The following is a 26,745-nucleotide window of genomic DNA, read 5'->3' on the forward strand; positions in this document are numbered from 1 at the left end:
TCATTGCTGAAATCAAATCATTGTCCTGAATTGTTTTGTGTTTCTGTGAATCCGCGCAGCAGGTTCACATCTTTCTTGATGTTGTACGTCTTGCCGTCGGCTCCCTTTGCCTTGACGAGGCAGAAATAGACGCCATCCTTCACCGGCTTGCCCTTGTAGGTGCCGTCCCATCCTTCGGCAGGATGGGTCCACTCGAAGAGTTTCTGTCCCCATCGGTTGAAGATGTAGCCATGAAAGTCGGTGATGCTCTGGTAGCCGTCCTTCGCCTTGTAGATGTCGTTGATGCCGTCGCCGTTGGGACTGAAGGCATTCGGCATGAGCAGCACGCTCTCTGAGATGGAGAGGGTGAAGGGACTCTCCTCGTTGGTGGTCTCTATCTCCAGTTCGCCTTGGGTAAACTTGGCGTAGAGCACCACGCGGATGCTTCCCGACTCGGTGAAGTCGATGTCGGTGTTCTCCTCATACCTTATTATATATGGCTCCTGGGCCGTGTCTTTGTAGAACCTCCATTCGTAGTAGGCGTCCCATCCCGCATAGTCGGCAGGGTGCGCTTCAAAGGTGGCATGAACTGGCGCCGAACCGCTGTAGGATTCGTCGGTGGTGGTTTCGCCGTCAGGCCCCGTGAAGGCAGCGGTAGGCGTTGCCGATGGATAAACATCATCGGCATGAATGTGCCCAAAAACGAGCAACATGATGCAAAGTATCGTTATTTTTAGTCTCATTTTACAAATAATTTGTGCAAAGATAATAAAAAGCTTAGAGATTTTGGGCTAGATGCGAGATTTTTTGTATTTTTGCAGGTGAAAAGTTGAATTATTGCCGTGAAAGGCATGATTTCTGAAGATATTAACATTAAATTTGGAACGATTATGAGAAGAAGTATGAGATATTTCTTGATGATTGTGGGATTGACTTTGAGTATGGGTGTTTTCGCCCAGACCACCAAATGGCGTGACATTTATACGGTGAAGAAGAAGGATACGGTGTTTGGCATTGCCAACAAGTACGGACTGTCTTTGCCGGAACTGATGGAGGCGAATCCGGAGATGAAACAGGAGGGCTACGTCTTGCAGAAGGGTGCCACCCTGTTTATTCCTTATGAGAAGGATTTGAAGAAGAACCAGGAGAAGGCGGGGAATGCTGCCGGCGCTTCGGCTGCTGCCGCAACTGCGGGCACGGGGACTTTAGCGCCTGCCAAGAGTGCTGCTGCGCCTGCCGTGGTGAGCAACGCCGTGAAGATTGGCGTGATGTTGCCTTTGCACGATGTAGATGGCGACGGAAAGAGAATGGTGGAGTACTACCGCGGACTGCTGATGGCTTGCGACGAGTTGAAGCAGAAGGGAATCTCTACCGATGTCCATGCCTGGAACGTGCCGATAGATGCGGATATCCGTACCACCCTGCTGCAGGAAGGTGCCGACAAGTGCGACATCATCTTCGGTCCGCTCTATACCAAGCAGGTGGCTCCGCTGACGGGCTTCTGCAAGACCTACGGCATCAAACTGGTGATTCCTTTCTCCATCAATGGGGATGACGTGGAGCGCAACAAGGAAATCTTCCAGGTTTACCAGAGTCAGGAGACGCTGAACGAATCCACCATCCAGGCTTTCCTGAAGCGATTCACCAATGTGCATCCTATCTTCGTAGATTGCAACGACTCTACATCGAGAAAGGGTGTCTTCACCTACGGACTCCGTAAGGAGCTGGAGAAGAGAAACATCAATTATAGCATCACCAACGTGAACTCAAGCATCGACCAGTTTGCCAAGGCTTTCCTGCCTAGCAAGCAGAATGTGGTTATCCTAAACACGGGCCGCTCACCACAGTTGACGGCGGTGCTCAACAAGCTGGATGAATTCGACAGCAAGTATCCGGGTGCAGCCATCTCGCTTTTCGGTTACACCGAATGGCTGATGTACGCCAAGTACAACTTGGAGCGATTCTATAAGTATGATACTTATATCCCTTCCACCTTCTATTATAATGCCAGCTCGGCAAAGACGCAGAGCTTGGAGAAGAATTATGCAGCCTGGTTCCATCAGCCGATGATGATAGCCCAGCCACGTTTCGCCATCACGGGCTACGACCACGGCATGTTCTTTATCCAGGGATTGAAGAAGCAGGGTGCCAACTTCAACGGGGATGGTCAGCAGGTGAATTATCAGCCTGTTCAGACTCCTCTGCATTTCGTGAAGACCAGCAGGGGCGGATACAGGAACAAGAGCTTCCAGCTGATTCACTATACCTTCAATCATCAGATAGAGGCGATTAAGTATTAGTACTTTGAACTTTGAGATTTGAACATTGAACTTTATGATATGTGTTTGATAAGAAAATATATACTGTTTTTCCTGTTGCTGATCTTCGGAATCCCGGTTTCGGCACAGATAGGAGAACATCGCAATGACTTCAGCATCGGATTCAACGGCGGATACGTGATGAGTTCGGTGGGCTTCGAACCGGATGTGCAGCAGAAACAGCACGGGGGAATCACGGGAGGACTCTCGCTGAAATATACCTGCGAGAAATACTTCAAGACCATCTGCTCCATCTACGCCGAGGTGAACTACGCCCAGGTGGGATGGAAGGAGGATATCCTCGATCTCGACAACCAGCCCGTGATTATCACGGATACGAAGCAGGCAATGGCCTACAGCCGCACCATCAACTATATCCAGGTGCCAGTGTTTGCCCATCTGGCATGGGGTAGAGAGGAGAGGGGATTGAACATCTTCGTGAATGCTGGTCCGCAATTCGGATTCTATCTGAGCGATTCGAAAGATACCAACTTCGACGTGAAGAACATGCCGAAGACGGATAACGACCGCGTAAGTCCCGTGGTGGCGCAGGATACCATGGCCATCAAGAACAAGTTGGACTACGGCATTGCCCTGGGCTTGGGTGCTGAATACAGCATCCCGAAGGTGGGACACTTCCTTGCCGAGGCGCGCTACTACTACGGATTGGGCAATATCTACGGTGCGTCGAAGCGTGATTACTTCGGAAAGAGTAACTACGGACAGATAGTATTGAAACTCTCTTATCTCTTCGATATTACAAGAACGAAGAACGTTAGGAGAAAGTAGTTTACAGTTAATAGTTTATAGTTAATAGTTTATAGTTAATAATTAATAGAAAATAGAAATTAGTGATAATGAAATTATCATTTATGTTTTGAAACGATGAGTACAACAGAAAAAATTCAGATGAAATTGAGCGACTCGAAGTCAGCTCGCTGGACCGCCCTCTTCATTGTGAGCGTCACGATGATGTTCGGTTACTTTTTTACAGATGTAATGTCTCCGCTGGAGCCACTCTTGACAGCAGCCAAGGGGGCAGAGAATGGCCTCGGACTCGGATGGAGTTCGGATGAATACGGCTTCTTCTCTGGAGCCTACGGATACTTTAATGTGTTCCTCCTGCTCCTCTTCTTCGGTGGACTCATTCTCGATAAGTTCGGCATCCGTTTTACGGGTATCCTCTCTACCATCCTGATGTTTGGTGGAGCCTTGTTGAAGTGGTACGCAGTGGGGCATGAGTTTGCCGGATCAATGACAGTGCCATTCTTTGGTACTTATAGTACACAGGTAGTCATCGCTGCTCTTGGCTTCGCCATCTATGGCGTGGGCTGTGAGATATGCGGTATTACCGTGAGCAAGGTCATCGTGAAATGGTTTACGGGTCATGAGCTGGCTCTGGCAATGGGCGTGCAGGTGGCTACGGCTCGTTTGGGAACAGCCGCTGCCCTGGGTGCTTCTCTTCCTTTTGCCAAGGCAATGGGCGGCGTATCTGCTTCTATTGGCTTGGGTGCAGCCTTGCTTTGTGCCGGTGTGCTGGTCTATCTGGTTTATTGCGCGATGGATAAGAAGGAGGATGCTTCAGCAGCTGCTGCGGCTACTGAACCGGAAGAAGGATTCAAGTTCTCCGACCTGGGTGGACTTTTCAAGACAACAGGTTTCTGGTATGTAGCATTCCTTTGCCTGATGTTCTATGCAGGTGTATTCCCATTCCTGAAGTTTGCCACCAAGCTGATGATTTTCAAGTATGGTGTTGATGCTAATATGGCAGGTCTGATTCCTGCGATGTTGCCATTCGGTACCATCTTCCTCACTCCGCTCTTCGGCAGCGTATACGACAAGTATGGCAAGGGTGCCACGCTGATGATTATCGGCAGTTGCCTCCTTACTCTGGTACACGTAGTCTTTGCCCTGCCACTCAACTCATGGGTGCTTGCCATCGTGATGATGCTCATCCTGGGCATTGCCTTCGGATTGGTGCCTTCAGCCATGTGGCCATCCGTGCCAAAGATCATCCCAATGAAACTCTTAGGAACTGCATACGCACTTATCTTCTATATTCAGAATATCGGACTGGCTCTTATTCCGGTATGGATTGGTAAGGTGAACCAGGCAAATACGGGTGCTGATGGTGTAATCGACTATACTGAGACGATGACCATCTTTGCAGCCTTCGGCGTGATTGCCATCGTCATCTCCTTCCTCCTCCTCCTGGAAGACAAGCGCAAGGGCTATGGCCTGCAGCAGCCTAATGTGAAGAAATAAATGAAGTGAAGAGTGAAGAACGAAGAGTGAAGAATTCGTTTGCTCTTCGTCCTTCAGAATCATTGATAGTATAATTCTATAAAAGAAAGGAATAACCATGAACCCTACAGCTGAATCATTGATTAAGGACTATGCTGACCCTATAGAGCAGCAGGAGATAGACAAGTTTATCTGTTCGGAAATGGGCAGACAGATTCACCGATACATTAAAGGAATGTCGGGAACTAAACAAGCTATGCTCAAGTTTGAGGAAAGATTGGCAAGCCTCTCTGTTCCGGAGAAGGAGAAGGCCATTGCCAAGTATATCGATTTGAACCGAAAGGCATTGGACGGTTTGGACTTGAAGATGATTTTGGTTCGTTCGGTGGCTAACTATTGCGATACGTTCCAGTATATGCTGGACTTCGTGAACGACAAGCGCAAGATGGTATTCTACTATCATCGCCTGAAGGAGAAGTACATCCGTTATCACGAGGTGTTCGAGGAGAACGGCAAGTTTGGCATGAAAGACCATCAGGGCAACGTGATGCTTCAGCCCGTGTATGATTTTCTCCGCACGTGCTACATCTACAATGATGACCTGAGCATCATGCCGGTAATAGCCGAGAAGAATGGCAAGATGGGATTGGTCATGCCAGACGGCAAGGACACCATCGTAGCCGATTTCCTTTATGATGAGATTTGTCTCAGAGATGAGTATCCTTATTTCGAGGCAGTGAGAGACGGAATAAGCGGCTTGATAGATAAGAATGGAAACTTTGTGAATAGTTAATAGTTAACAGTTTATAGTTAATAGAGAAAGGGCAATCAGGTTGGGATGAACCAACTGATTGCCCTTTTTCCTTCGTTGCTATGAGCAACTTAGTTTTTATCTAATTTTCTCTCGTCTTCTATCCGAATAAACTATAAATTATAAACTATAAACTATAAATTATAACTTATCCCAAGTATTTCATCAAGATCTTGATCTTTCCGCTTTCACGGAGCTTGATGATGCTCTTTTCACGAATCTGGCGCACACGCTCGCGGGTGAGGTTGAACTCGCTGCCGATTTCCTCCAAACCCTTCTCGTGGCAACCGATGCCATAGCAGTAGCAGAGAATCTTGCGCTCACGCTCTTTCAATACCGTAGCCAACACACGCTGCAGCTCACTTGCCATAGACTCGAAATCCACACCCTTGTCGGTACGGCTGTCATCGCCCGAAGCCATCACGTCGACCATGGCATTGTCATCGTCATCGCTGCCAAATGGAGCGTCAATACTCATGTGGTGATTGTCAGCCTTGATGGTCTGGTCAATCTTGCTTTCCTCCATCTTGGTAATCTGTGCTAGCTCGGCAACAGAAGGCTTGCGCTGGTTCTCCTGCTCAAACTTGCTGATCTCTGCGCTGATCTTGCTCAACGCACCCACCTGGTTCAAAGGCAAGCGAACGATACGGCTCTGCTCAGCGATGGCCTGGAGAATGCTCTGGCGAATCCACCACACTGCGTATGAGATGAACTTAAAACCACGAGTCTCATCAAATTTCTCGGCAGCCTTCACCAAACCGATGTTACCCTCGTCAATCAGGTCGGTAAGACCCAAACCCTGGTGCTGGTACTGCTTAGCAACAGACACCACGAATCGGAGGTTTGCCTTAACCAGTTTCTCCTTGGCACGCTCACCCTCGCGTCCGCCTTTGCGAATCTTCTGGGCCAGCTCAATCTCCTCGTCGATAGAGACCATAGGTTCTCGACCAATCTCCACCAAGTACTTGTCAAGTGCTTCGCTGGAACGGTTGGTTATACTCTTGCTAATCTTAAGTTGTCTCATAAATATCCTTTTACCTTTCTATTTTGTTTTTTATCTTATAATACTGTCGGAATCCACCTTTACGGTTTCGGGCTGCAAAGATACAAAAAAAAACGCAATCTTGTTGTAATAGAAATGGAAAACTTTTGCAAGATTTGTCTGTATTTTAGAAATTTAGCCGTTTTTGAATATAAAAATGGTATTTTATGTTAGGTTTTTGATGCAACAAGTTTGAAATATCGAAAAAAATGTGTATCTTTGCACGAAAATTGCGAGAAAAGAATAACTAAATAATAAATAATAGAAAAAAATAAAAAATTATGTTTGAGAATCAACCAAAAGGTCTATGGGCCTTAGCTTTGGCAAACACGGGTGAGCGTTTCGGCTATTACACCATGCTTGCTGTGTTCTTGCTCTATTTGCAGGCCAACTTCGGCTTTGAAACCGGATTGGCAAGTACTATCTACTCCACATTCCTGATGATGGTTTACTTCCTGCCTATCATCGGTGGTATTGCAGCCGACAAGTTTGGCTTCGGACGTATGGTTACCACGGGTATCTTCATCATGTTCATCGGCTATCTGGTCCTCTCTCTTCCTCTTGGCAAGGACACCGTTGCCGTAGCCGCCATGGGCGTTTCGCTTATCCTCATCGCCCTGGGCACCGGATTGTTCAAGGGTAATCTGCAGGTGATGGTAGGCCGCCTCTACGACGAGCCACAGTATGCCAGCAACCGTGATTCAGGCTTCTCGCTTTTCTACATGGCTATCAACATCGGCGCCATGTTTGCTCCTACTGCAGCCATCAAGATCATGAAGTGGGCGCAGGATAGTCTGAGCGTATCAGTGGCGGATTCATACCACTTCGCATTCGCCGTGGCTTGTGCTTCGCTCATCATCAGCATCGCCATCTACTATGCCTTCAGCTCCACCTACAAGCACGTGCTTGCTTCTGAGAACAAGAGCAAGGACGATAAGACTCCTGCCAAGGAGACCAACGAGCTTTCCAAGGCAGAGACCAAGGAGCGCATCATCTGCCTCTGTCTCGTATTCGCCGTGGTTATCTTCTTCTGGATGGCTTTCCATCAGAATGGTAATACATTGACACTCTTTGCCCGCGACTATACTCAGAAGACTTCAGAGGGTCTGCAGTCAATGGCATTCGATGTTACCAACCTCGTGGCCTGCATCTTCGTGGTTTACGGATGCTTCGGATTGGCACAGAGCAAGACTGGCAAGGGTAAGGGCATTTCGTTCGGCGTAATCGTTGCAGCCATCGCGTTCCTCTTCTATAAGTATAGCAACCTTGAGGGTGCGGTAGAAGTTGAGGCTCCTATCTTCCAGCAGTTCAACCCATGCTACGTAGTGGCATTGACACCAGTGAGTGTAGCCTTGTTCTCTTGGCTCAACAAGATTGGCAAGGAGCCAACATCGCCTGAGAAGATTGGTTTGGGTATGCTCGTAGCCGCTCTCGGTTTCGTATGGATGGCAGTAGGTTCAATGGGCTTGGAGCTTCCTTTGGCGCAGGGTGATCCTGCTACAGAGGGTACACGTGTCAGTGCCAACCTCCTCATCTCTACCTATCTTATCCTTACATTTGCCGAGCTTCTGCTTTCTCCAATCGGTATTTCGTTTGTATCGAAGGTAGCTCCTCCAAAGTATGCAGGTTTGATGATGGGTCTCTGGTTCGGTGCCACAGCCATCGGTAACCAGCTGGTCATGGTACCTGGCATCATGTGGGGGCAGAACTTCAACCTCATCACCATCTGGGGTGTTCTTGCCGGCATCTGCCTTGTATCTGCTCTCTTCATCTTCTCTATCATCAAGAAGTTGAATCGTGTAAGCTAAATCTTTGAATTATAATATATAAAAAAGGCTTGCTTCATTTTTCGAAGCAAGCTTTTTTTATCATATTTCCAGAAAAAAAACATCTTTTTCTTTGCTAGTTTGAAAAGAAAGTTGTATTTTTGCAGTGTTTTAAAATAAAAGCGTATGACAGCACGGGAAGATAGAGAAAAGTTAAGGTCTAGCCGCGAGAACTTAAGTAAATTCTTCTATGATTTGGCTAAGGCTACTTTCACAGCTATGGTTGTGGGAGATGTAGTAACTATGTTTTTAAAAGAAGATGTAACAACTACTGCTGTTTGGCTCTTTGTTACTGGTTTAGTTACAACAAGTTTGTTGTCTATGTTTGGGTACAGAATTTCTAAAATGTAAAGATATGGAAGCATTAATTATGACATTGGCTGGTACTGGAATAGTAGCTTTGGTATTAAATATTTGGTTAAGTACCAAAGCTGGTAAAAAATGGCTTAAAAGTCTTTAAGGAAAAACGAGGTATCAGGCGTAACCTGTTACCTCGTTTTTTTCGTTTTTTATGTTTTACTTCTTCAACCATTTATCCAGCCATCCGAAGAAGGTACGCTGCCAGAGCACGCCATTCTGTGGCTTCAATACCCAGTGGTTCTCATCAGGATAGATGAGGAGTTCGGCTGGGATACCGCGCATGCGGGCTGCATTGAAGGCACCCATGCCCTGGTTGGCGTTGATGCGGTAGTCCTTCTCGCCATGGATACAAAGAATAGGAGTATCCCACTTGTCTACAAACTTATGAGGACTGTTCTCGTAAGTCTTCTTGGCGTTGGCACTCTTATCCTTGTTCCAGTAAGCATCCTCATACTCCCAGTTGCTGAACCAAGCCTCCTCGGTATCGGTGTACATGCTCTCCAGATTGAAAGCTCCGTCGTGGGCGAGGAATGCCTTGAAACGCTTGTTGTGGTGACCGGCGAGATAATATACTGAGAAACCGCCGAAGCTGGCTCCCACACATCCCAGACGATCCTTATCTACGTAAGGCAGATTCTTGGTAGCATCATCGATGGCAGAAAGATAATCGTTCATGCACTGACCCGTCCAGTCGCCTGAAACCTCCTCGTTCCAGGCACTGCCGAAACCAGGGAGACCACGGCGGTTAGGCAATACGATGACGTAACCGTTGGCTGCCATAATCTGGATGTTCCAGCGGTAGCTCCAGAACTGGCTCACCGGACTCTGAGGACCGCCCTCGCAGAAGAGAAGGGTAGGGTACTTCTTGGTTTCATCGAAATTAGATGGCAACATCACCCATACCAGCATGTCCTTGCCGTCGGTGGTCTTCACCCATCGCTGCTCACACTTGCCCAGGTTCAACTGGCTCAGAATGTGGTCGTTCTCGTGGGTAATCTGTTCTACCTTGGTGCTCTTGGCATTCTTACCAGGGGTAACGATGTAGATATCTGTAGGGTGGCTCATGCTTGCCTTGGTAGCGAGAAGCTTGTTGCCGCTGTTGGCAAGCGAGATGCTTCCGTAGTCAGCCCACTCATTGGTAATCTGCTTCACTTCGCCCTTGAAGTTGGCCTGATAGAGGTTTAGGGTTCCGTGCCAAACGCCGATGAAGCTGAGGCTCTTGCTGTCCTTGTTCCATACGAAGCCTTCTACGTTTGAATCAAACTTGTCTGATACATAGTTCTTCTTGCCTGTGGCGAGATCGTATACGCAGAGGCGGTTGCGGTCGCTCTCGTAGCCATTGCGAGCCATGCTCTGCCAAGCGATGTACTTGCCATCAGCAGAGAACTGAGGGTTCACGTCGTAACCCGGATTGTTCTTCAGATTCTCAGGCGCATTCACGGCCTGGTTCTTCATGCTCTTGGTAGCATCAATCTTAGGCTCCACATAGCCAGCCTCCTTGCAGAGGTTCTTGGTCTCGCGCGTACCTATATTATAAAGGAAGATGTCAGAGTCGGTAGAGATGGCATACTGAACGCCCTCCTTCTTGCGGCAGGTGTAGGCGATGGTCTTGGAATCAGGGCTCCATGCCAGCTGCTCGATGCCTCCGAATGGTGCCATCGGGCACTCGAAAGGCTCATCCTTCAGGATATCCTCGCCTGCATTGATGGTGCCGTCGGCAGCAACATCAGCCACGAACGGGTGGAGAAGGCTCTCTACGTAGTGGTCCCAGTGGCGATAGTTCATATCGGTGACGAGGCGACCTGTGGCGAGAGGCAGATCGGAAGGATTCTCCTTGATGGTTCCGTGGTAAGGGAGTTCCTTGATGAGGATTACCTTCTTGCCGTCTGGGGAGAAGCGGAAGCCCTGGATGCCCAACTTGTCGTTGGTGAGCTGCTTGCGGCCGGTGCCGTCTGGGTTCATGCTCCAGAGCTGGCCTCCGCGGATGAAGGCAATCTTCTCTCCGCCCTGAATCCATGCCGCATCGGTCTCGCTCTTGGCATCAGTGGTCAGTGCCTTCTGGTTCTTGCCGTTGGCATCCATGATGAAGAGCATCTGATGGCTCTTGTTTTCCTTCACGCTGTAGTAACCTACCTGGTAAACCACCTGCTTGCCGTTAGGCGAAGCTTCGGCGCCACCAATTCTTCCCATCGCCCAAAGAGCCTCTGGGGTCATCAGGTGGTTTTCCACCTTGATGTTGTTCTTTTCAATCATAGTCTGTGCATCGGCTGAAGTTGCGCTCATGGTGAGTGCTACTGCAGCCAGGATCATTGCTTTAATCATATTTTTGTGATTTTATTGAATATTCGGTGCAAAGTTACTGCAAAAATTCGATTTGGCGAAAGGATTGCGAGTTTATTTCTCTTTCTTGTGGCTTATCTGTCACTTTTTAGAAACTTTATCTTCATATTTGTCTCGTAATTCAATAGTTTTTTGTAATTTTGCAGGCGATTTGTTTTTTTAACGATAAGGATATAGAATTCAACTCAAAGAAAGATAACACAATATGAAGTTAGGATTTGACAACGAGAAGTATTTGAAGATTCAATCCGAGCACATCAAGGAAAGAATCTCTAAGTTTGACGGAAAGCTTTACCTGGAATTGGGAGGCAAGCTTTTCGATGACCACCACGCCAGTCGCGTTTTGCCGGGTTTCCAGCCTGATAGCAAACTGCGCATGTTCCAGAAAATCAGCGATAGCATCGAGATTGTTATCGTAATCAGTGCCGCCGACATCGAGAAGAACAAGAAGCGTGCCGACCTGGGCATTACTTACGATGAGGACGTGCTGCGCCTTCGTGGCGAGTTCCAGAACCGTGGCTTCATGGTGGGCTCTGTTGTCATCACCCATTATAACGGTCAGCCTGCAGCCATCGCCTTCAAGCAGCGCCTGGAGCGTGAGGGCATCAAGACTTTCTGCCATTATCTCATCGAGGGCTATCCTCATGATGTAGACCTCATCGCTTCTGACGAGGGCTTCGGCAAGAATGATTATGTGGAGACCGAGCGTCCGCTGGTGATTGTCACTGCTCCGGGTCCTGGTAGCGGCAAGATGGCTGTCTGCCTGAGTCAGCTTTATAACGAGAACAAGCGTGGGGTGCGTGCGGGTTACGCCAAGTTTGAGACTTTCCCTGTATGGAATCTCCCGTTGAAGCATCCGGTAAACATCGCCTATGAGGCTGCAACTGCCGACCTCAATGATGTGAACATGATTGACCCATTCCATCTGGAAGCATACAACAAGATTGCCATCAACTACAACCGCGACGTGGAGATTTATCCTGTGCTCAACGCTTTGTTTGAGGGTATTTACGGAAGCAATCCATACAAGTCGCCTACGGATATGGGTGTAAACATGGTGGGTTTCTGCATTTCGGATGATGAGGCTTGCTGCGAGGCTTCGAAGAACGAGATTATCCGCCGTTATTATGCGGCTACCAACAAGTTGGCTGCCGGTGCGTGCAACGAGGCGGAGATCAGCAAGATTCAGATGCTTTTCAAGCAGGCTAATATTACCACGGCTTATCGCAAGGTGACTGTAGCGGCTAAGGATCACAAGAAGGCGACGGGTCATACTTCTGCTGCGATAGAGTTGGAGGATGGCACGATTATCTGCGGTCACAGCAGTGAGTTGCTGGGTTGCAGTGCGGCATTGCTGCTGAATGTAACCAAGCATCTGGCGGGCATCGACCATGAGCTGAAGCTGATACCTCAGTCGATGATTGAGCCTATTCAGCATACGAAGGTGAACTATCTGGGCGGTCATAATCCTCGTCTTCATACGGATGAGGTTTTGGTAGCTCTTTCTGTTCTTTCAGAGAATGATGAGAATTGCCGGAAGGCATTGGAGCAGTTGCCAAAGCTCCGTGGCTGTCAGGCTCATTGCACCGTGATGCTGAGTGATGTGGATCAGAAGATTTTCAAGAAGCTTGGTGTCAGCATCACCTGCGAGCCGGTATTGAAGAAGTAGATTCGGCTTGGAATCTGCTGAAGAAGTAGATTCGGCTTGGATTCTCTTGAAGAAATAAATTCGGATAAAATAAAATACCCCCGAAGGGGTATAGTTAATCGTGAAGTTTGATTAATTATACCTTTTCGGGGGTAATTCTTTATCTTTCAATCGGCATTCCGAGCTTGGTCCAGTTTAGGATTCCGCCTTCCATATCATATACCTTGAAGCCTTGCTTCTTCATTTTCTGGCAGGCACCATGGCTTCGCTTTCCGCTTCTGCAATAGATGTAGTAGGTGCGGGATTTATCAAGCTTACTGATGCCGGCATCGAATGCTTCGGGGTTGAGGTAATCCAATTGGTGGGCGCCAGCCAGATGACCTTCTGCATATTCCTTTGGGGTGCGTACATCGAGGAGGAAGCTGGTGGTATCCGCCTTTGCCTGGTTGATGAAGGCTTGTGGAGCCAATACGATGATGCCGTCGGATGGGGCTGATTTTGATGATTGGCCAGCCTGTGCTGAGCAGCCGGTGGTTGATAAGCCAACAGCTGCTAAAAGTGATAAGAGTATTTTCTTCATTTCTTTTTTTTGTTTATACTATTCTTATTTTTTGTTTTTTTTATTCTCGTTTGTTCTGCTTGGCGGAAAGAATTGCAGAAATAATTGCGGAAAGAAATTATCTCAAAGCCATGACTCTGCTGAGAATCAGCTTTTTGTATTCCTTCTTCATGCTATCCGGCAGGAAAGAGGCTTCTATGAGGTCGAGCCATTTCACGATGGAGCGGCGGAACTTCTTGGCGATGTTGTTGATTACCTTTTCGCTGAGTCCTGATGCGGTCATTACCTTGATGAAATCTGCTTTCTGAATCTTTCGCTTTCTGCCATTGAGCGTCAGGGCGAGTTCTTCTGTATCTTCCGGCATTACAATCTTGGTGCAGAGAAGGTCGTAGGCAGGGGTTAAGCCATAGCCCAACTTGCGGTTGTTGTAGAGCGAGAAGTTCTTGAGGTGCATGTCGGCGTTGCCGGTAATCCACGAGAAGATGGCTAACTCCCAATAGTTCACGAGGTCGAGCTGCGAGAAGGAGGAATACTTTTTGATGAGTTTGGCTACCTGCTCGTAGGATCCTTTGTATTTGTATTCGGTGAGACGCTCGGACAGCTGGCACATATCCTCCATCGGTATTTTTGTTCCATCGTCCTGGCGGTCTATTCTCCGGGTGATGTAGCAGAGTTCGCCATCGGCAAAGCGAATCAAGCCATGGGGAACCACGGCGATTTTGGCGGCTTCTGCGAGGTGCATCGTGAGGTCTTCTATTTCGGGAAGACAGCGATAGCGATCGGTTTGGGGCTTGAGGATGTATTTTCCCCAGAGGCCTACGATGGTGAAGCGGGATGGTTCGTTCTTTCCGCCTGGGTTGACATCGAGCGAGAGCTTTGCCTGCACACCCGTGAGGGTGGTTTGGGCACGCACTACTTGCTTTGCCAGGTCGCCGATTTCCTTTCTTACATAGGGTAGAACAGGGGCTTCCTTGGTGCCGAAGAGTTTCTTGGCACAAGCAGGGTGGTAATCTACCAGGCCTGGCTTGAGCGGTTTATAGCAATATAGACATTTTTCCATATTTCTTTCTCCTTTCTAGTTTTGGGGTGAAGCATTTGTTCCTTCTGCAGGGGAGTCATCTACTGGGATGACGCTGACGGCTCCGATGCAATCCTTGCAGCAGGCGAGGAGGAGTGACATTCTATCCCGCTGGTTGATTTTCCAACTGCTTTCTGCGATGTTCAGCAGCCATCCTTCTGGGATTAACCCATCGAAGAAGGGAAACAGTACGGTATCGTGGTAGGGTTCGTTGGATAACGGGAGTGTGAGGCTCACGGCTTCGGCTTGACTTGATGCCAGGTAATCTGCATCATAGGCGAAGGTGAAGCCCGTTTCATCTTCCGTCAGCAGGCCTACGTATTGGTTGTAGAGATAAATCTTTCCTTGTTTCATAAAATTCTATTTTTATTCTTTTTTGATAGGAACGGGGCCGATTTCCTGGCCGAAGAGGAGGAGAACCTGATTTACTTTATCGAGTCGCAATGTTTCCTTTCCCTGCTCCAGTTCTCTTACGAATCGGAGACCTACGCCCGATTTCGCTGCCAGATCTACTTGGGTCAATCCGAATTGCTTGCGCATTTCCTTGACGTATGATGATAATGTATTGCTCATATTTAATTTCTTTTATACCCTTTCGGGTAAAATTATGTTATTGGTAATACTATATTATACCCTTTCGGTGGCAAATATACGAATAAAAAATGAAAATACCCCCGAAAAGGTATAATTTATAATATCATTTAACAAATTATACCTTTTCGGGGGTAATCTTTCCCCAGGGGTAATCTTTCCCGAGATTATTATTTCCCCGAGATTATTCTTTTCCGAGATTATTCTTTTTCTCGTTCAGTTCAGCCTGCTTACGCATCATCTCTTCCTGCTGCTGGCGCTGCAATTCCTGGAGGGCCTGCATTCTTGCCATAAGGCCGCTTGCCTTCTTAGGGTTGTTCTTGTTCTCCTGATAGCGCTTCTCCAGGATGGCGAGGAGCTTCTCGTCGTTGGTGGTCTTGCGCAAGGTCCACATGATTGCGGCACTGAAGAACAATGAGATGAAATAGTAGAAGTTCAAACCTGCTGAGTAGTCGTTGAACATGAAGAAGAACATCAATGGCATGAGATACATCATCCATTGCATCATCTTCATCTGCTCTGCCTGTTGACCTACCATCTGATCACGCTGCTGGCGCATCGTCATCCATGAATACAACAGGTTGGCTACGCAGAAGAGAATACAGGTCAAACTTAAGTGGTCGCCAATCAACCAGATGTTGGTGTGCCACTCGAAGATTGGGTCGAAGGTGCTCAAGTCGTTCATCCACAAGAACTTCTCTCCACGAAGCTGGATGGCGTTAGGAACGAAGTTGAACATCGCAACCCAAACCGGCATCTGAATCAGCATTGGCAAACAGCCTGACAGTGGGCTTACACCATACTTAGCATACTCTGCCATCATCGCCTGCTGCTTCTGCATCTGATCCTCTGGCTTGTTGAACTGAGCGGTAGCTGCCTCTAGCTTTGGCTTCAACACACGCATCTTGGCAGAACTCATGTAGCTCTTCTTCACCATAGGGTAGGTGATGAGCTTCAGAAGCAAGGTGATGAGAATCAATACGATACCCATTGGGAATACATTGCTCAGCCAGTCGAACACGTAGAGTGTGAAGAAACGGTTGATCCAGCGGATGATAGGCCATCCCAGATAAACGAGCTTCTGGAACTCCAGGTCCTTGCCGAAGGTGCTCTCCTTCTCTGTATTCTTCAGAATCTGGAAGTCGTTAGGACCGAAGTAGAACTCAAACTCAGACGCCTTCTTGCCGGTTGGGTCGAAGGAAGTCTTCATCTTAGCCTGGAACTGCTTCAGGTAGCCAGTACCCTTTTCCTGAGGAATAGAAGTCATGAAGGCATCCTTGTCGAAGTTGTCCTTAGCCACCATGATGGCAGAGAAGAACTGGTTCTTGAAAGATACCCAGTCGATAGTCTCTTCAATCTTCTCGTCGATTTTCTCGCTGCCCTCGTTCAGGTGGTCGGTGCCGCCCTCTGCCTCATGATAGGTGAGGGTGGTGTAGCGGTTCTCGAACATAAAGCCACGCTCCTGCTGGCGCGCCTTGTCGCTCCAGTCGATGCTCATCTTGTTGCAGTTTGGTGAGAACAGACCAGACATTCCTTCAGCCTGCAGGCTCATGTGGAGCATGTAGCCCTTGCCCAGGGTGTAAGTCATGCTGAGGGTCTTGCCAGGGGCAGCCACAGCAGTCATGGTTACAGAGTTCTTGGTAACGTTGGATGGAGTGAAGTAGAGGTCGCTGGTAATGATGTTTGCTTCCTTTGCCTCGAGCATGAACTTGAGGCACTGGTCTTTGCCGTCGAAGAGCGTAACGTCCTTCTGGTCGGCAGAACCATCTTTCACCTCGAGGTTGTGACCCACATACCCCTTGATTACAGCTTTCTCTACAGTGCCACCCTTGGTGTTGAGAGTAAGCGCCACTTTCTCGTTTTCGAGCGTTACAGTCTTAGCCTGTCCCTTCAAAGCCGAGTAGAAGAGGGCGGTAGAGTCTGCCTCGATTTTTGCTTTTGCATCAGCCTGGCGCTTATCAGCGGCAGCCTTGCTTGCTTTTTCCATCTCGGCATGCTTAGCCTTGGCGATGGAGTCCTGAACGAATGCCGTTCTCTGTTCTTCGGCTGATGGCTGGTTGTACCAGCTGAAACCTATCAGCACTACGGCAATCAGGAGGAAACCGAAAATGTTGTTTTTATTCATTCTTATTTTTATTGTTTTATTTTCTCTGAAGAGACAGCAAACTCTATGCCTTTCTGCTGTCTGAAGAGACAGCCATCCGCTTTTTCATGATGAATGCAGCAGAATCTTAGCTCTTTTCCTGCTATTTCTTGTTAGCGATGGCGGTCTTTACAAAGTCAACAAACAGTGGGTGTGGTTTCAAAACCGTGCTCTGGTATTCTGGGTGATACTGTGTTCCTATGTACCACTTCAAGCCCGGAATCTCCACGATTTCTACCAGGTCGCTCTCTGGGTTGCGGCCCACGCACATCATGCCATGCTTCTCGTATTCCTTCAGGAATTCGTTGTTGAACTCATAGCGGTGGCGGTGGCGCTCCTGGATATGCTCCTTCTTATAGATGTTGAACACGCGACTGCCCTGCTTCAGCAGGCACTCGTAGGCGCCGAGTCGCATGGTTCCACCCATGTTTGATATGTTCTTCTGCTCCTCCATGATGTCGATGACATTATGCGGAGTCTTCTCATCCATCTCGCGCGAGTTGGCATCCTTGTAGCCCAGCACGTTGCGGGCGAACTCAATCACCATCATCTGCATACCCAGGCAGATGCCGAAGGTAGGGATGTCGTGGGTGCGGGTGTAGTGGGCAGCGATGATCTTGCCCTCGATGCCTCGCTGGCCGAATCCAGGACAGATGACTACGCCATCCTGACCCTTCAGCTGCTCAGCCACGTTCTCTTCTGTGAGATATTCTGAGTTGATGAATGTAATCTTCACCTTGTGGTCGTTGTAGGTGCCGGCATGCGAGAGACTCTCGCGGATGCTCTTGTAGGCATCCTGCAGGTCGTATTTTCCTACGAGACCGATGTTCACCGTCTCGGTAGCCTTGTTTCTGCGGTCGAGGAAAGTTCTCCAAGGACCCAGCGCAGGCTTCTCGCCGATAGGTTCGCCCATCTTGCGGAGAATGGCGGTGTCGAGGCCCTGGTTCTGCATGTTTACAGGCACCTCGTAGATGCTAGGAAGGTCTTCGCTCTGGATTACGCAGTCTAAATCTACGTTGCAGAAGCTAGCCACCTTCTTCAGGATTCCCTCTTCGAGATGCTTCTCGGTGCGGAGAATCAGAACATCTGGCTGAATACCTACGCTCTGCAGTTCCTTCACGGAGTGCTGGGTAGGCTTTGTCTTCAACTCGCCTGCTGCCTTGAGGTAAGGCACATAGGTGAGGTGAACATTGACGGCGTTCTTGCCCAGTTCCCATTTCAGCTGTCGGATAGCTTCCATGTAAGGGGCACTCTCGATGTCGCCGATGGTTCCGCCAATCTCGGTAATCACGAAGTCATAGTGATACTTCTTGCCGAGCAGCTTCACGTTGCGCTTGATCTCGTCGGTGATGTGAGGCACCACCTGGATGGTTTTGCCGAGATAGTCGCCACGGCGTTCCTTGTCAATCACTGCCTTGTAGATACGACCAGTGGTGAGAGAATTCGCTTTTGTAGTCTGAATGCCGGTGAATCGCTCGTAGTGTCCGAGGTCGAGGTCGGTCTCCATACCATCTACCGTTACATAGCACTCACCATGCTCATACGGGTTCAGTGTACCCGGGTCGATGTTGATGTATGGGTCAAACTTTTGGATAGTAATGTTGTAGCCTCTTGCTTGAAGAAGTTTACCGATGGATGATGAGATGATTCCCTTACCCAAAGAAGAAACCACACCACCGGTGACGAAGATGTACTTTGTTTCAGCCACGATATATATAATTTAAATTAGAATAATTTTGGGTGCAAAGTTACGATATTTTTGCGAAATACCAAAATTATTTGGGATAAAGCCCTTGGATTTATGAATTATTTATTACCTTTGTGCCCGAATAGATAAAATAAGGTATGAAAATAAGATTAGGACTACTCGTTTTGACGATTATTGCAGGGGCTGTTTCGGTAGAAGCACAACGCCTGCACAAGCGCACAGTGGTGAAAAAAGATACTGTGAAAGTGATGGAGCCAACCCTGGCAGAGAGTTATGCTGATTCTCTGTCGGCTCTGCGTGCCCGTATCGATTCCATCCAGCCCGTCAGGATGGATTCTGATGATTCCAGGTTTGCCAAGCTCTTTACTCCGCTCACGTTCTATCGCTCGCCTGCCAATCGATTCCTGCGATTGAAGCCTCAGGCTGGAGTGGGGGATTCGCTGGACGTGGAGCTGGATGCTGCCTTGCTGGATATCTATCTGCGACGCCCCGATCTGGTGAAGGTGACCCAGCGCCATCTGGAAGAGGTGGGCGCACCTATCGTGGCTGACAACAGAAACAAGAAGCAGAAGCGCGACATCATTGAGGATGTGGCACCGAAGGCAATTGAACCGGATGCGGCACCGATGGACATCGTCATCTTCCGACCTAACTTCTGGACTTTCGCAGGCGATTACTATCTGCAGTTCCTCCAGAACTACGTGTCGGACAACTGGTACAAGGGTGGCGAGAGCAACTATTCGCTGCTGGGTCGACTTACCATGCAGGCCAACTATAACAACAAGCAGAAAGTGAAGTGGGAGAACAAGCTGGAGATGAGATTGGGCTATCAGACTTCCAAAGGAGATTCCGTGCACAGCCTGAAGACTTCCGACGACTTGATCCGATACACCAGCAAGTTGGGACTCCAGGCTTCCCGCAAATGGTATTATACCATTCAGATGGTGGCGCAGACGCAGTTTGCCCATGGCTACAAGAGCAATGATAAGTTTGTTTATTCCGATTTCTTCTCGCCATTCAATCTGAACCTCTCTGTCGGTATGGATTATTCGGTGGATTGGCTCAACCACAGGTTGAAGGGTAGTGCCCATCTGGCTCCTCTGGCTCTCAACTGGAAGTATGTGGGCCGTGAGCAGCTTGCTACAAGATATGGTTTGAAGGAGGGTGAGCACGGAATGACCGATTATGGTTCGGAGTGTACCTTCGACCTGACCTGGCAGGTGATGGATAATTTGAAGTGGAAGACCCGTCTTTGGGGATATACTACTTATAAGCGCGCTGAGATAGAGTGGGAGAACACGCTCACCTTCCAGTTCAACCGCTATATTTCATCGAATATCTTCCTCTATCCTCGTTTCGACGATGGTGCGAAGCGTAAGGATGGTGATAGTTATTGGCAGTTTAAGGAATTCATGTCTATCGGATTCTCTTACTCTTTCTAGAAAAATTCGCCCCGCACGCCCTGTGACGATTTGCCCCATACGCCCTGAAAGGGCAGAAGCTCCCAGCCCAGGGCAACACCCTGGGTTAAAAGCCGCAATCAACAATGCCGCCCTGTAAGGGCAAAAGCTTTAAAAATATAAGAAAGCTTTTGCCCTTACAGGGCGGTATTGTATATGTCCATAATACCCAGGGTGTTACCCTGGGCTAAGAGCTTCTGCCCTTTCAGGGCGTATGGGATGTGGCTTATGACACACCCTCTTGCTGTATCTGTTAGAAGCGGAAGCAGAACTCAGCATCTGCCATGGAGTAATTGTGCTTGGCAAGGGTCTTGTCGTTGACCAGCGCATACTCGGTGAGGATGGTGATTCGCTTGCCGATGTGGAAGTTCAAGCCAGCCTCATACTGGGTTTTCTGCATGTTGCTCTTGCCGTTAGGCTGATACATGTCGTAACGTGCCTTGATGTCGATTCGGCTGTTCTTAGGCAGCTGAGCCAATGGAGCAATGACGAGTCCGTAAACACCCTGTGCCTTATCGCCAATCTTCTCGTTGATGCTGCAATCCTTGGCGTTGGCATCGTTGAAGTTGGTAATGCTCTTGGCAAAAGCCTTGCCCGTAGAGTGGATGTACTCAGAACGAACAGTCCATCCGTCTTTCTTATATTCGAAAGAGAAGGCGTAGCGGTTTTGGGCAAGCTTGCGATAGTCGGGATGAGTAATCTTTCTAACTTCGTAGAAATTCGCTCCAGATGGTACTGTTACTATTTCCGTCCACTCTCCTTTTCTTGCATAAGAACCTGTCCATCCGAAGGCACCGATACGCATGCCGCTCACTGGCATTACCCATACGCCACCAATCACATTCTTCTGATTATCAACGTCCTTGGTGTTGATTCCCTGACCGTTGAACACACCAATCTGATAGTGCAGCAGGTTGCGGCCGTTGGCATTCTTGAGGAAATCACCCTGCAACTGCAAACCGATGTCACGGCCATTGGAAGCGTGCTCTCCGGCACGGTCGCTGAAACCTGCCAACTTGCTCACGTTCTGGGAATAACCCATGAAGCCTTGGTCGATAGGGTGCATCGGATTCTCGAAAGTGAATGGGTTCTTGAACTGACCCACCTTCACCTTGAAGTACTCGTACTTCTGCCATTCAGCAAACAGATCCACCATTCTTGGGCTTGAACCCAGGTTGGAGGTGTTGCCGTTAAACTGAATCTGAGTCTTCCAGTAGAAGTCGTCTGCAATGCGACCCTCCAAGGCGATACGGCCCATTCGGATGTTGAATGAGTTGGACTCAGCGTTCTTCTGTCCGCTGTACTGATACTGGGTCATTCCATAACCCGACAGTTTTACGTTGCTCAACCACGAAGGCAATTCGATGGTCTGCTTTTTTTGTGCACTGGCTGAGACCGTGGTCAAAGCCATGAGCGCCAGGATGATACCTTTTTTCATCTTATTTCTATTTTGTTTTTAGGTTTATTTCTTTGCCGCAAGTTCCTCTGCAGTCAAGTCTTCCGCTTTAGCAGCTTCCAATGCAAGCTTTTCTGCTTCCTTTGCCGCCTTGGCTTCAGCTATCGCCTTCTCACGCTCTTTGCGCTCCTTCTTCTTCTGCTTGATTTCAGCATCGCTGCGCTTCTCGAGCAAAACGACGTTCTCTACGTGAGGAGTATGAGGGAACATATCTACCGGCTGAACGGCAGCCACCTTGTAGTGGTCGTCCATCAACTGCAGGTCGCGAGCCTGGGTAGCAGGGTTGCAACTTACATACACAATGCGGTTAGGAGCCGCATTCAGGATTACGTTCACTACATCAGGATGCATTCCGGCACGTGGAGGGTCGGTGATGATGACGTCTGGGCGACCGTGCTGGGCGATGAATTCGTTGGTCAGAATATCCTTCATGTCGCCTGCATAGAAGAGGGTATTCTCGATGTTGTTCACCTGAGAATTCACCTTTGCGTCCTCTATGGCCTCTGGTACGTACTCGATACCGATTACCTTCTTTGCCTTGTGAGCCACGAAGTTGGCGATGGTTCCCGTGCCGGTGTAGAGGTCGTAGACCAACTCGTTTCCGGTGAGGTTGGCAAACTCGCGAGCCACGCAATAAAGGTGGTAAGCCTGCTCGGTGTTAGTCTGATAGAAACTCTTTGGACCCACCTTGAACTTCAAATCCTCCATCAGCTCGAAGATGTGGTCGTTGCCCTTGAAGAGGATGAGATCCAGGTCGTTGATGGTGTCGTTTCCCTTCTGGTTGTCCACGTACATGAGCGATGAAATCTGAGGGAACTTGTCAGCCACCTGCTGCATCAGCTCCAATGCTCTCTGCTCATCACCCTCCTCATCATAATGGAACTGGAACACGAGCATCCACTCGCCAGTGTTTGAATTACGAATCATCATGTTGCGGAGCAATCCATGCTGCTCACGCAGGTCGTAGAAGGTGTAGTCGTGAGAATCAGCGTATTCGAAAACGAAGTTGCGGATTTCGTTGCAGAGGTCGTCCATCAGCCAGCACTTCTTGATAGGGTAAATCTTATCGAAGGCACCGGTGATATGGAAGCCGATGGCGTTCTGGGCGTGGCGCTCCTTGAGGGAAGTGATGGTTTCTTCTTCTTTCTGAGGCAGCTGGGCCAGCTCCTCGGCGGTGAACCAGCGCTTGTTGCTGCATCCGAACTCAATTTTGTTTCTATACTCCTGGGTTTTCACGCTGCCCATGATAGGGCGGAACTCAGGAAGCTCAATCTTGCCGATGCGGGTGAGCTGGTCTTCCACCTGCTTCTGCTTCGCCTTGATCTGCTCCTCGTAAGGAAGATTCTGCCACTTGCAACCGCCACAGATGCCGAAGTGCTCGCACATAGGCTCCTGTCTTACGTCGCTCTTCTTGATGAAGCGAACCACCTTCGCCTCGCAATACTTATGTTTTTTCTTAACTACCTGCAAATCTACCACATCGCCAGGTACGCAGAAAGGCACGAAGATGACCTGGTCATCTACGCGAGTGATGCACTTACCCTCGGCAGCTACTGCCTCAATGGTGATGTTCTCCAAAAGCGGTAATGGTTTACGTTTTCTTGCCATAATAATGTTTTGTATTTCTTTATGGCTGCAAAGTTACTACATTTTTGCGAGAAATGAAAGATTTGCCCCGATTATTTTTAATCTGGTACCTTTTACGCGCGTACATTATTATATTGATTGCTTGGGATAGTATGGGCTGTGTTATATTGGTTGCTTGGGATAATATGGACTGTCTGGTGGTGTGACCTGCGCCTCTGCTACATGATGTTTTTGGGAATCGCCAACTTTGCCCGCTTTTAAATTTCTTACATTTCTCACTTTTTTCTTGGGGATTGTTAAAAATATCCGCATGTGTGCGACAACAGTTTAAAATGTAATCTCGGGATAGCAAAAAAGAGTATAAAAGTTTGGTGGTTTCAAAATAATATTGTATATTTGCATCATCAACTAAGAATTGGTAATAAGCAAAATAATATAATATTTTTGAACCTATAAAATATGAACGAAAAAAGAGTTTATACGTTCGGCAATGGAAAAGCCGAAGGAAATGCGAAGATGCGTGAAGAACTTGGCGGTAAGGGTGCAAACCTCGCCGAGATGAACCTTATTGGTGTTCCTGTTCCTCCAGGTTTCACCATCACAACTGATACCTGTAACGAGTATTATGAGGTGGGTGAGGAGAAAATCAAGGAACTCCTTCAGGACGAGGTAATGGCTGCAGTGGCTCATACGGAGGCTTTGATGAACAGCAAGTTCGGTTCTGTAGAGAATCCTCTTCTCGTATCTGTTCGTTCAGGAGCACGTGCTTCTATGCCAGGTATGATGGATACTATCCTCAACCTCGGTTTGAATGATGAAGTGGCTGAGGGCTTGGTTAAGAAGACCGGCAATCCTCACTTCGTTTACGACTCATATCGCCGTTTCGTACAGATGTACGGTGACGTCGTTATGGGACTGAAGCCTGTGAACAAGGAAGATATCGACCCATTCGAGGCCATCATAGAAAAGGTGAAGGAAGAGCAGGGTGTGGTTCTCGATAAGGACCTCTCTGTTGAGTCACTCAAGAAACTCGTTGAGCTCTTCAAGGCAGCTATCAAGGAGCAGACTGGCCAGGATTTCCCTACCAACCCAATCGAGCAGCTTTGGGGTGCTATCTGCGCCGTGTTCCGTTCATGGATGAACGAGCGTGCTATCCTCTATCGCAAGATGGAAGGTATTCCTGATGAGTGGGGTACTGCCGTTTCAGTGATGGCGATGGTATTCGGTAACATGGGCGAGACTTCTGCTACAGGTGTTTGCTTCTCTCGTGATGCTGGTAATGGTGAAAACCTTTTCAATGGTGAGTACCTGATCAATGCACAGGGTGAGGACGTTGTAGCTGGTATCCGTACACCACAGCAGATTACAAAGATTGGTTCTCAGCGCTGGGCTGAGCGTGCTGGTATTTCTGAGGAGGAGCGCGTTGCTAAGTATCCTTCTATGGAAGAGGCTATGCCTGAACTTTACAAGGAGCTCGACGCTCTCCAGGATAAGCTGGAGCACCACTATCACGATATGCAGGACATGGAGTTCACCGTACAGGAAGGTAAGCTCTGGTTCCTCCAGACACGTAATGGTAAGCGTACAGGTACCGCTATGGTGAAGATTGCTATGGACCTTCTCCACGAAGGTATGATCGACGAGAAGACTGCTATCCTCCGCTGTGAGCCTCAGAAGCTCGATGAGCTTTTGCACCCAGTATTCGATAAGTTGGCCCTCTCTAGAGCTAAGGTCATCACTCAGGGTCTCCCTGCTTCTCCAGGTGCTGCTTGCGGTCAGATTGTATTCCACGCTGACGATGCTCAGGTGTGGCACGAGGATGGCAAGAAGGTCATCATGGTTCGTATCGAGACTTCTCCTGAAGACCTCGCAGGTATGTCTGCTGCCGAGGGTATCCTTACCGCTCGTGGTGGTATGACTTCTCACGCTGCCGTTGTGGCTCGTGGTATGGGTAAGTGCTGCGTATCGGGTGCTGGCTCTATCAACGTTGACTACAAGACTAAGACTGTTGAGATTGAGGGCGTAGTTTACAAGGAGGGTGATTACATCTCTCTGAACGGTACTACAGGTCAGGTTTATGCAGGACAGATTGAGACAAAGGCTGCAGAGCTTTCTGGCGACTTCAAGGAGCTGATGGATCTCTGCGACAAATATACAAAGATGGAGATCCGTACCAATGCAGATACTCCACACGATGCTGAGGTAGCTCGTGCATTCGGTGCCAAGGGTATCGGTTTGACACGTACAGAGCACATGTTCTTCGATGATCAGAAGATTGTTGCCATGCGTGAGATGATTCTGGCTGACTCTGTTGAGGGTCGTGAGAAGGCTCTTGCCAAGCTCCTCCCATATCAGAAGGCTGACTTCTACGGAATCTTGAAGGCTATGGATGGCTGCCACGTGAACATCCGTTTGCTCGACCCACCTCTCCACGAGTTCGTACCACACGATTTGGCTGGTCAGGAGACTATGGCTAAGGAGATGGGTGTAAGCGTTGAGGAAATCAAGAAGCGTGTGAACTCTCTGGCAGAGAACAACCCAATGCTCGGTCACCGTGGTTGCCGTCTCGGTATTACATTCCCTGAGATTACAGCTATGCAGACTCGCGCCATTCTCGGTGCAGCTTGCGAGTTGAAGAAGGAAGGTTTCAACCCATGTCCAGAGATCATGGTTCCGCTCATCGGTACTGTTCAGGAGCTCAAGCAGCAGAAGGCTATCATCCTCGCTACTTCTAAGGAAATATTCATCGAGTACGGCGTAGAGGTTGAGTTCGAGATTGGTACCATGATTGAGATTCCTCGTGCGGCCCTTACTGCAGGTCAGATTGCAGAGGAGGCTCAGTACTTCTCATTCGGTACTAACGACTTGACACAGATGACCTTCGGTTACTCTCGTGACGACATCGCTTCATTCCTCCCTGCATACATGGAGAAGAAGATCTTGAAGGTTGACCCATTCCAGGTTCTCGACCAGGAGGGTGTTGGTCAGCTCATCAAAATGGCAGTAGAGAATGGTCGTGCTACCCGTCCTAACCTCCGCACAGGTATCTGCGGTGAGCATGGTGGTGAGCCTTCATCAGTTAAGTTCTGCGCTAAGGTTGGCATGAACTACGCTTCATGCTCTCCATTCCGCGTGCCTATCGCACGTTTGGCTGCGGCGCAGGCTGCTGTAGAGGAGTAAATCCCTCTATCGTTAAGATAGTACGATTAATGAATTAGATAATTTGAGAGGAAAGTGTTTCCATGAGAGAACACTTTCCTCTTTTTCGCTTTTTTAGCGATTGTTGGATAGAAAAACACGAAAAAACTTGCAGATTACAATTATTTTCTGTACTTTTGTCGGAAAATAGAGAAATATGGAAGGATTGGTAATGATTTATGCGACGATTTCCCGGCACGCCCTGAAAGGGCAGAAGCTCCTAGCCCAGGGCAGCGCCCTGGGTAATAGTTGTTGTCGCTCCGCGCCCTGTAAGGGCAAAAGCTTTAAAAATATAGCTGCAGTATGGAAGCTTTTGCCCTTACAGGGCGTAATTACCATCTCTATATTATCCCCAGGGTGTTGCCCTGGGCTAGGAGCTTCTGCCCTTTCAGGGCGT

At 48.6% G+C, this 26,745-nt stretch carries 19 protein-coding genes and 1 pseudogene; 9 read left to right on the forward strand and 11 right to left on the reverse strand.

Features of this window, described 5'->3' with window-relative positions; genetic code table 11:
* Positions 1 to 17 precede the first annotated feature (17 nt).
* Positions 18 to 722: a gliding motility-associated C-terminal domain-containing protein gene (locus tag V8Z93_RS07060; RefSeq protein WP_439431094.1), complete on the reverse strand. Its 705-nt coding sequence runs from the start codon at positions 720 to 722 to the stop codon at positions 18 to 20.
* 147 nt (positions 723 to 869) lie between these two features.
* Between V8Z93_RS07060 and V8Z93_RS07065 the strand changes: the two genes are divergently transcribed.
* From V8Z93_RS07065 to V8Z93_RS07080, 4 genes are all read left to right on the forward strand, one after another.
* Entirely contained in the window at positions 870 to 2,279 is a 1,410-nt protein-coding gene (locus tag V8Z93_RS07065) for a PBP1 and LysM peptidoglycan-binding domain-containing protein (RefSeq protein ID WP_439431095.1), read from the forward strand.
* A 39-nt stretch (positions 2,280 to 2,318) separates the two neighbouring features.
* Positions 2,319 to 3,086 carry a porin family protein gene (locus V8Z93_RS07070; RefSeq protein ID WP_439431096.1) on the forward strand — a complete coding sequence of 256 codons (768 nt, stop codon included), beginning with the start codon at positions 2,319 to 2,321 and terminating at the stop codon, positions 3,084 to 3,086.
* Positions 3,087 to 3,182: 96 nt separating this feature from the next.
* Positions 3,183 to 4,562 carry an MFS transporter gene (locus V8Z93_RS07075; protein ID WP_439431097.1) on the forward strand — a complete coding sequence of 460 codons (1,380 nt, stop codon included), beginning with the start codon at positions 3,183 to 3,185 and terminating at the stop codon, positions 4,560 to 4,562.
* Between the two features lie 97 nt (positions 4,563 to 4,659).
* A complete protein-coding gene (locus V8Z93_RS07080) occupies positions 4,660 to 5,334 on the forward strand; it encodes a hypothetical protein (RefSeq protein WP_203039480.1) in 675 nt (224 codons plus the stop codon).
* 166 nt (positions 5,335 to 5,500) lie between these two features.
* On the opposite strand, the gene V8Z93_RS07085 is transcribed toward V8Z93_RS07080, so the two are convergent.
* Positions 5,501 to 6,376 (reverse strand): sigma-70 family RNA polymerase sigma factor, encoded by an 876-nt coding sequence (locus tag V8Z93_RS07085; RefSeq protein ID WP_089542826.1) that lies wholly within the window; start codon positions 6,374 to 6,376, stop codon positions 5,501 to 5,503.
* A 299-nt stretch (positions 6,377 to 6,675) separates the two neighbouring features.
* On the opposite strand from V8Z93_RS07085, the gene V8Z93_RS07090 reads away from it, so the two are divergent.
* Entirely contained in the window at positions 6,676 to 8,202 is a 1,527-nt protein-coding gene (locus tag V8Z93_RS07090; RefSeq protein WP_439431098.1) for a peptide MFS transporter, read from the forward strand.
* 144 nt (positions 8,203 to 8,346) lie between these two features.
* Entirely contained in the window at positions 8,347 to 8,571 is a 225-nt protein-coding gene (locus V8Z93_RS07095) for a hypothetical protein (RefSeq protein WP_203049055.1), read from the forward strand.
* 165 nt (positions 8,572 to 8,736) lie between these two features.
* Here V8Z93_RS07095 and V8Z93_RS07100 read toward each other — a convergent pair whose 3' ends face one another.
* A complete protein-coding gene (locus V8Z93_RS07100) occupies positions 8,737 to 10,902 on the reverse strand; it encodes an alpha/beta fold hydrolase (protein WP_439431099.1) in 2,166 nt (721 codons plus the stop codon).
* Positions 10,903 to 11,125: 223 nt separating this feature from the next.
* Between V8Z93_RS07100 and V8Z93_RS07105 the strand changes: the two genes are divergently transcribed.
* Positions 11,126 to 12,589: a DUF1846 domain-containing protein gene (locus V8Z93_RS07105; RefSeq protein ID WP_203040237.1), complete on the forward strand. Its 1,464-nt coding sequence runs from the start codon at positions 11,126 to 11,128 to the stop codon at positions 12,587 to 12,589.
* Between the two features lie 139 nt (positions 12,590 to 12,728).
* On the opposite strand, the gene V8Z93_RS07110 is transcribed toward V8Z93_RS07105, so the two are convergent.
* From V8Z93_RS07110 to V8Z93_RS07135, 6 genes are all read right to left on the reverse strand, one after another.
* A complete protein-coding gene (locus V8Z93_RS07110) occupies positions 12,729 to 13,148 on the reverse strand; it encodes a rhodanese-like domain-containing protein (protein WP_439431100.1) in 420 nt (139 codons plus the stop codon).
* Positions 13,149 to 13,245: 97 nt separating this feature from the next.
* Positions 13,246 to 14,187, reverse strand: coding sequence for a HipA domain-containing protein (locus tag V8Z93_RS07115; protein ID WP_439431101.1), 942 nt, complete (start codon positions 14,185 to 14,187; stop codon positions 13,246 to 13,248).
* A gap of 15 nt (positions 14,188 to 14,202) precedes the next feature.
* Complete coding sequence (locus tag V8Z93_RS07120) at positions 14,203 to 14,559, reverse strand: HipA N-terminal domain-containing protein (protein WP_203049051.1); 357 nt, start codon at positions 14,557 to 14,559, stop codon at positions 14,203 to 14,205.
* 12 nt (positions 14,560 to 14,571) lie between these two features.
* Positions 14,572 to 14,778 carry a helix-turn-helix transcriptional regulator gene (locus tag V8Z93_RS07125; protein WP_022111675.1) on the reverse strand — a complete coding sequence of 69 codons (207 nt, stop codon included), beginning with the start codon at positions 14,776 to 14,778 and terminating at the stop codon, positions 14,572 to 14,574.
* Between the two features lie 202 nt (positions 14,779 to 14,980).
* The gene (gene yidC, locus V8Z93_RS07130) at positions 14,981 to 16,921 is read right to left on the reverse strand and encodes a membrane protein insertase YidC (protein ID WP_439431102.1); all 1,941 of its coding nucleotides are present in this window, start codon (positions 16,919 to 16,921) and stop codon (positions 14,981 to 14,983) included.
* A gap of 121 nt (positions 16,922 to 17,042) precedes the next feature.
* Positions 17,043 to 18,647, reverse strand: a complete 1,605-nt coding sequence (locus V8Z93_RS07135; RefSeq protein WP_439431103.1) for a CTP synthase — start codon at positions 18,645 to 18,647, stop codon at positions 17,043 to 17,045.
* 137 nt (positions 18,648 to 18,784) lie between these two features.
* Here V8Z93_RS07135 and V8Z93_RS07140 point away from each other — a divergent pair, with 137 nt between their 5' ends.
* On the forward strand, positions 18,785 to 20,089 hold the full coding sequence (locus V8Z93_RS07140) for a DUF3078 domain-containing protein (protein WP_299332309.1): 1,305 nt from the start codon (positions 18,785 to 18,787) through the stop codon (positions 20,087 to 20,089).
* A gap of 271 nt (positions 20,090 to 20,360) precedes the next feature.
* Here V8Z93_RS07140 and V8Z93_RS07145 read toward each other — a convergent pair whose 3' ends face one another.
* Entirely contained in the window at positions 20,361 to 21,545 is a 1,185-nt protein-coding gene (locus tag V8Z93_RS07145; protein WP_439431104.1) for a porin, read from the reverse strand.
* 177 nt (positions 21,546 to 21,722) lie between these two features.
* A pseudogene (rlmD, locus tag V8Z93_RS07150) lies at positions 21,723 to 23,171 on the reverse strand (23S rRNA (uracil(1939)-C(5))-methyltransferase RlmD); the annotation flags it as partial.
* A gap of 438 nt (positions 23,172 to 23,609) precedes the next feature.
* Here rlmD and ppdK point away from each other — a divergent pair.
* Positions 23,610 to 26,330, forward strand: coding sequence for a pyruvate, phosphate dikinase (gene ppdK, locus V8Z93_RS07155; protein ID WP_439431105.1), 2,721 nt, complete (start codon positions 23,610 to 23,612; stop codon positions 26,328 to 26,330).
* The last annotated feature ends 415 nt before the right edge of the window (positions 26,331 to 26,745 follow it).

Source organism: Segatella copri (assembly GCF_051861805.1).
Lineage (GTDB): Bacteria > Bacteroidota > Bacteroidia > Bacteroidales > Bacteroidaceae > Prevotella > Prevotella copri_M.

What these genes read in the sequence shown, in the direction of transcription:
- V8Z93_RS07060 (WP_439431094.1), bottom strand. Translation starts at nt 722, where the DNA reads ATGAGACTAAAAATAACGATACTTTGCATCATGTTGCTCGTTTTTGGG.
- V8Z93_RS07065 (WP_439431095.1), top strand. Translation starts at nt 870, where the DNA reads ATGAGAAGAAGTATGAGATATTTCTTGATGATTGTGGGATTGACTTTG.
- V8Z93_RS07070 (WP_439431096.1), top strand. Translation starts at nt 2,319, where the DNA reads ATGTGTTTGATAAGAAAATATATACTGTTTTTCCTGTTGCTGATCTTC.
- V8Z93_RS07075 (WP_439431097.1), top strand. Translation starts at nt 3,183, where the DNA reads ATGAGTACAACAGAAAAAATTCAGATGAAATTGAGCGACTCGAAGTCA.
- V8Z93_RS07080 (WP_203039480.1), top strand. Translation starts at nt 4,660, where the DNA reads ATGAACCCTACAGCTGAATCATTGATTAAGGACTATGCTGACCCTATA.
- V8Z93_RS07085 (WP_089542826.1), bottom strand. Translation starts at nt 6,376, where the DNA reads ATGAGACAACTTAAGATTAGCAAGAGTATAACCAACCGTTCCAGCGAA.
- V8Z93_RS07090 (WP_439431098.1), top strand. Translation starts at nt 6,676, where the DNA reads ATGTTTGAGAATCAACCAAAAGGTCTATGGGCCTTAGCTTTGGCAAAC.
- V8Z93_RS07095 (WP_203049055.1), top strand. Translation starts at nt 8,347, where the DNA reads ATGACAGCACGGGAAGATAGAGAAAAGTTAAGGTCTAGCCGCGAGAAC.
- V8Z93_RS07100 (WP_439431099.1), bottom strand. Translation starts at nt 10,902, where the DNA reads ATGATTAAAGCAATGATCCTGGCTGCAGTAGCACTCACCATGAGCGCA.
- V8Z93_RS07105 (WP_203040237.1), top strand. Translation starts at nt 11,126, where the DNA reads ATGAAGTTAGGATTTGACAACGAGAAGTATTTGAAGATTCAATCCGAG.
- V8Z93_RS07110 (WP_439431100.1), bottom strand. Translation starts at nt 13,148, where the DNA reads ATGAAGAAAATACTCTTATCACTTTTAGCAGCTGTTGGCTTATCAACC.
- V8Z93_RS07115 (WP_439431101.1), bottom strand. Translation starts at nt 14,187, where the DNA reads ATGGAAAAATGTCTATATTGCTATAAACCGCTCAAGCCAGGCCTGGTA.
- V8Z93_RS07120 (WP_203049051.1), bottom strand. Translation starts at nt 14,559, where the DNA reads ATGAAACAAGGAAAGATTTATCTCTACAACCAATACGTAGGCCTGCTG.
- V8Z93_RS07125 (WP_022111675.1), bottom strand. Translation starts at nt 14,778, where the DNA reads ATGAGCAATACATTATCATCATACGTCAAGGAAATGCGCAAGCAATTC.
- yidC (WP_439431102.1), bottom strand. Translation starts at nt 16,921, where the DNA reads ATGAATAAAAACAACATTTTCGGTTTCCTCCTGATTGCCGTAGTGCTG.
- V8Z93_RS07140 (WP_299332309.1), top strand. Translation starts at nt 18,785, where the DNA reads ATGAAAATAAGATTAGGACTACTCGTTTTGACGATTATTGCAGGGGCT.
- V8Z93_RS07145 (WP_439431104.1), bottom strand. Translation starts at nt 21,545, where the DNA reads ATGAAAAAAGGTATCATCCTGGCGCTCATGGCTTTGACCACGGTCTCA.
- ppdK (WP_439431105.1), top strand. Translation starts at nt 23,610, where the DNA reads ATGAACGAAAAAAGAGTTTATACGTTCGGCAATGGAAAAGCCGAAGGA.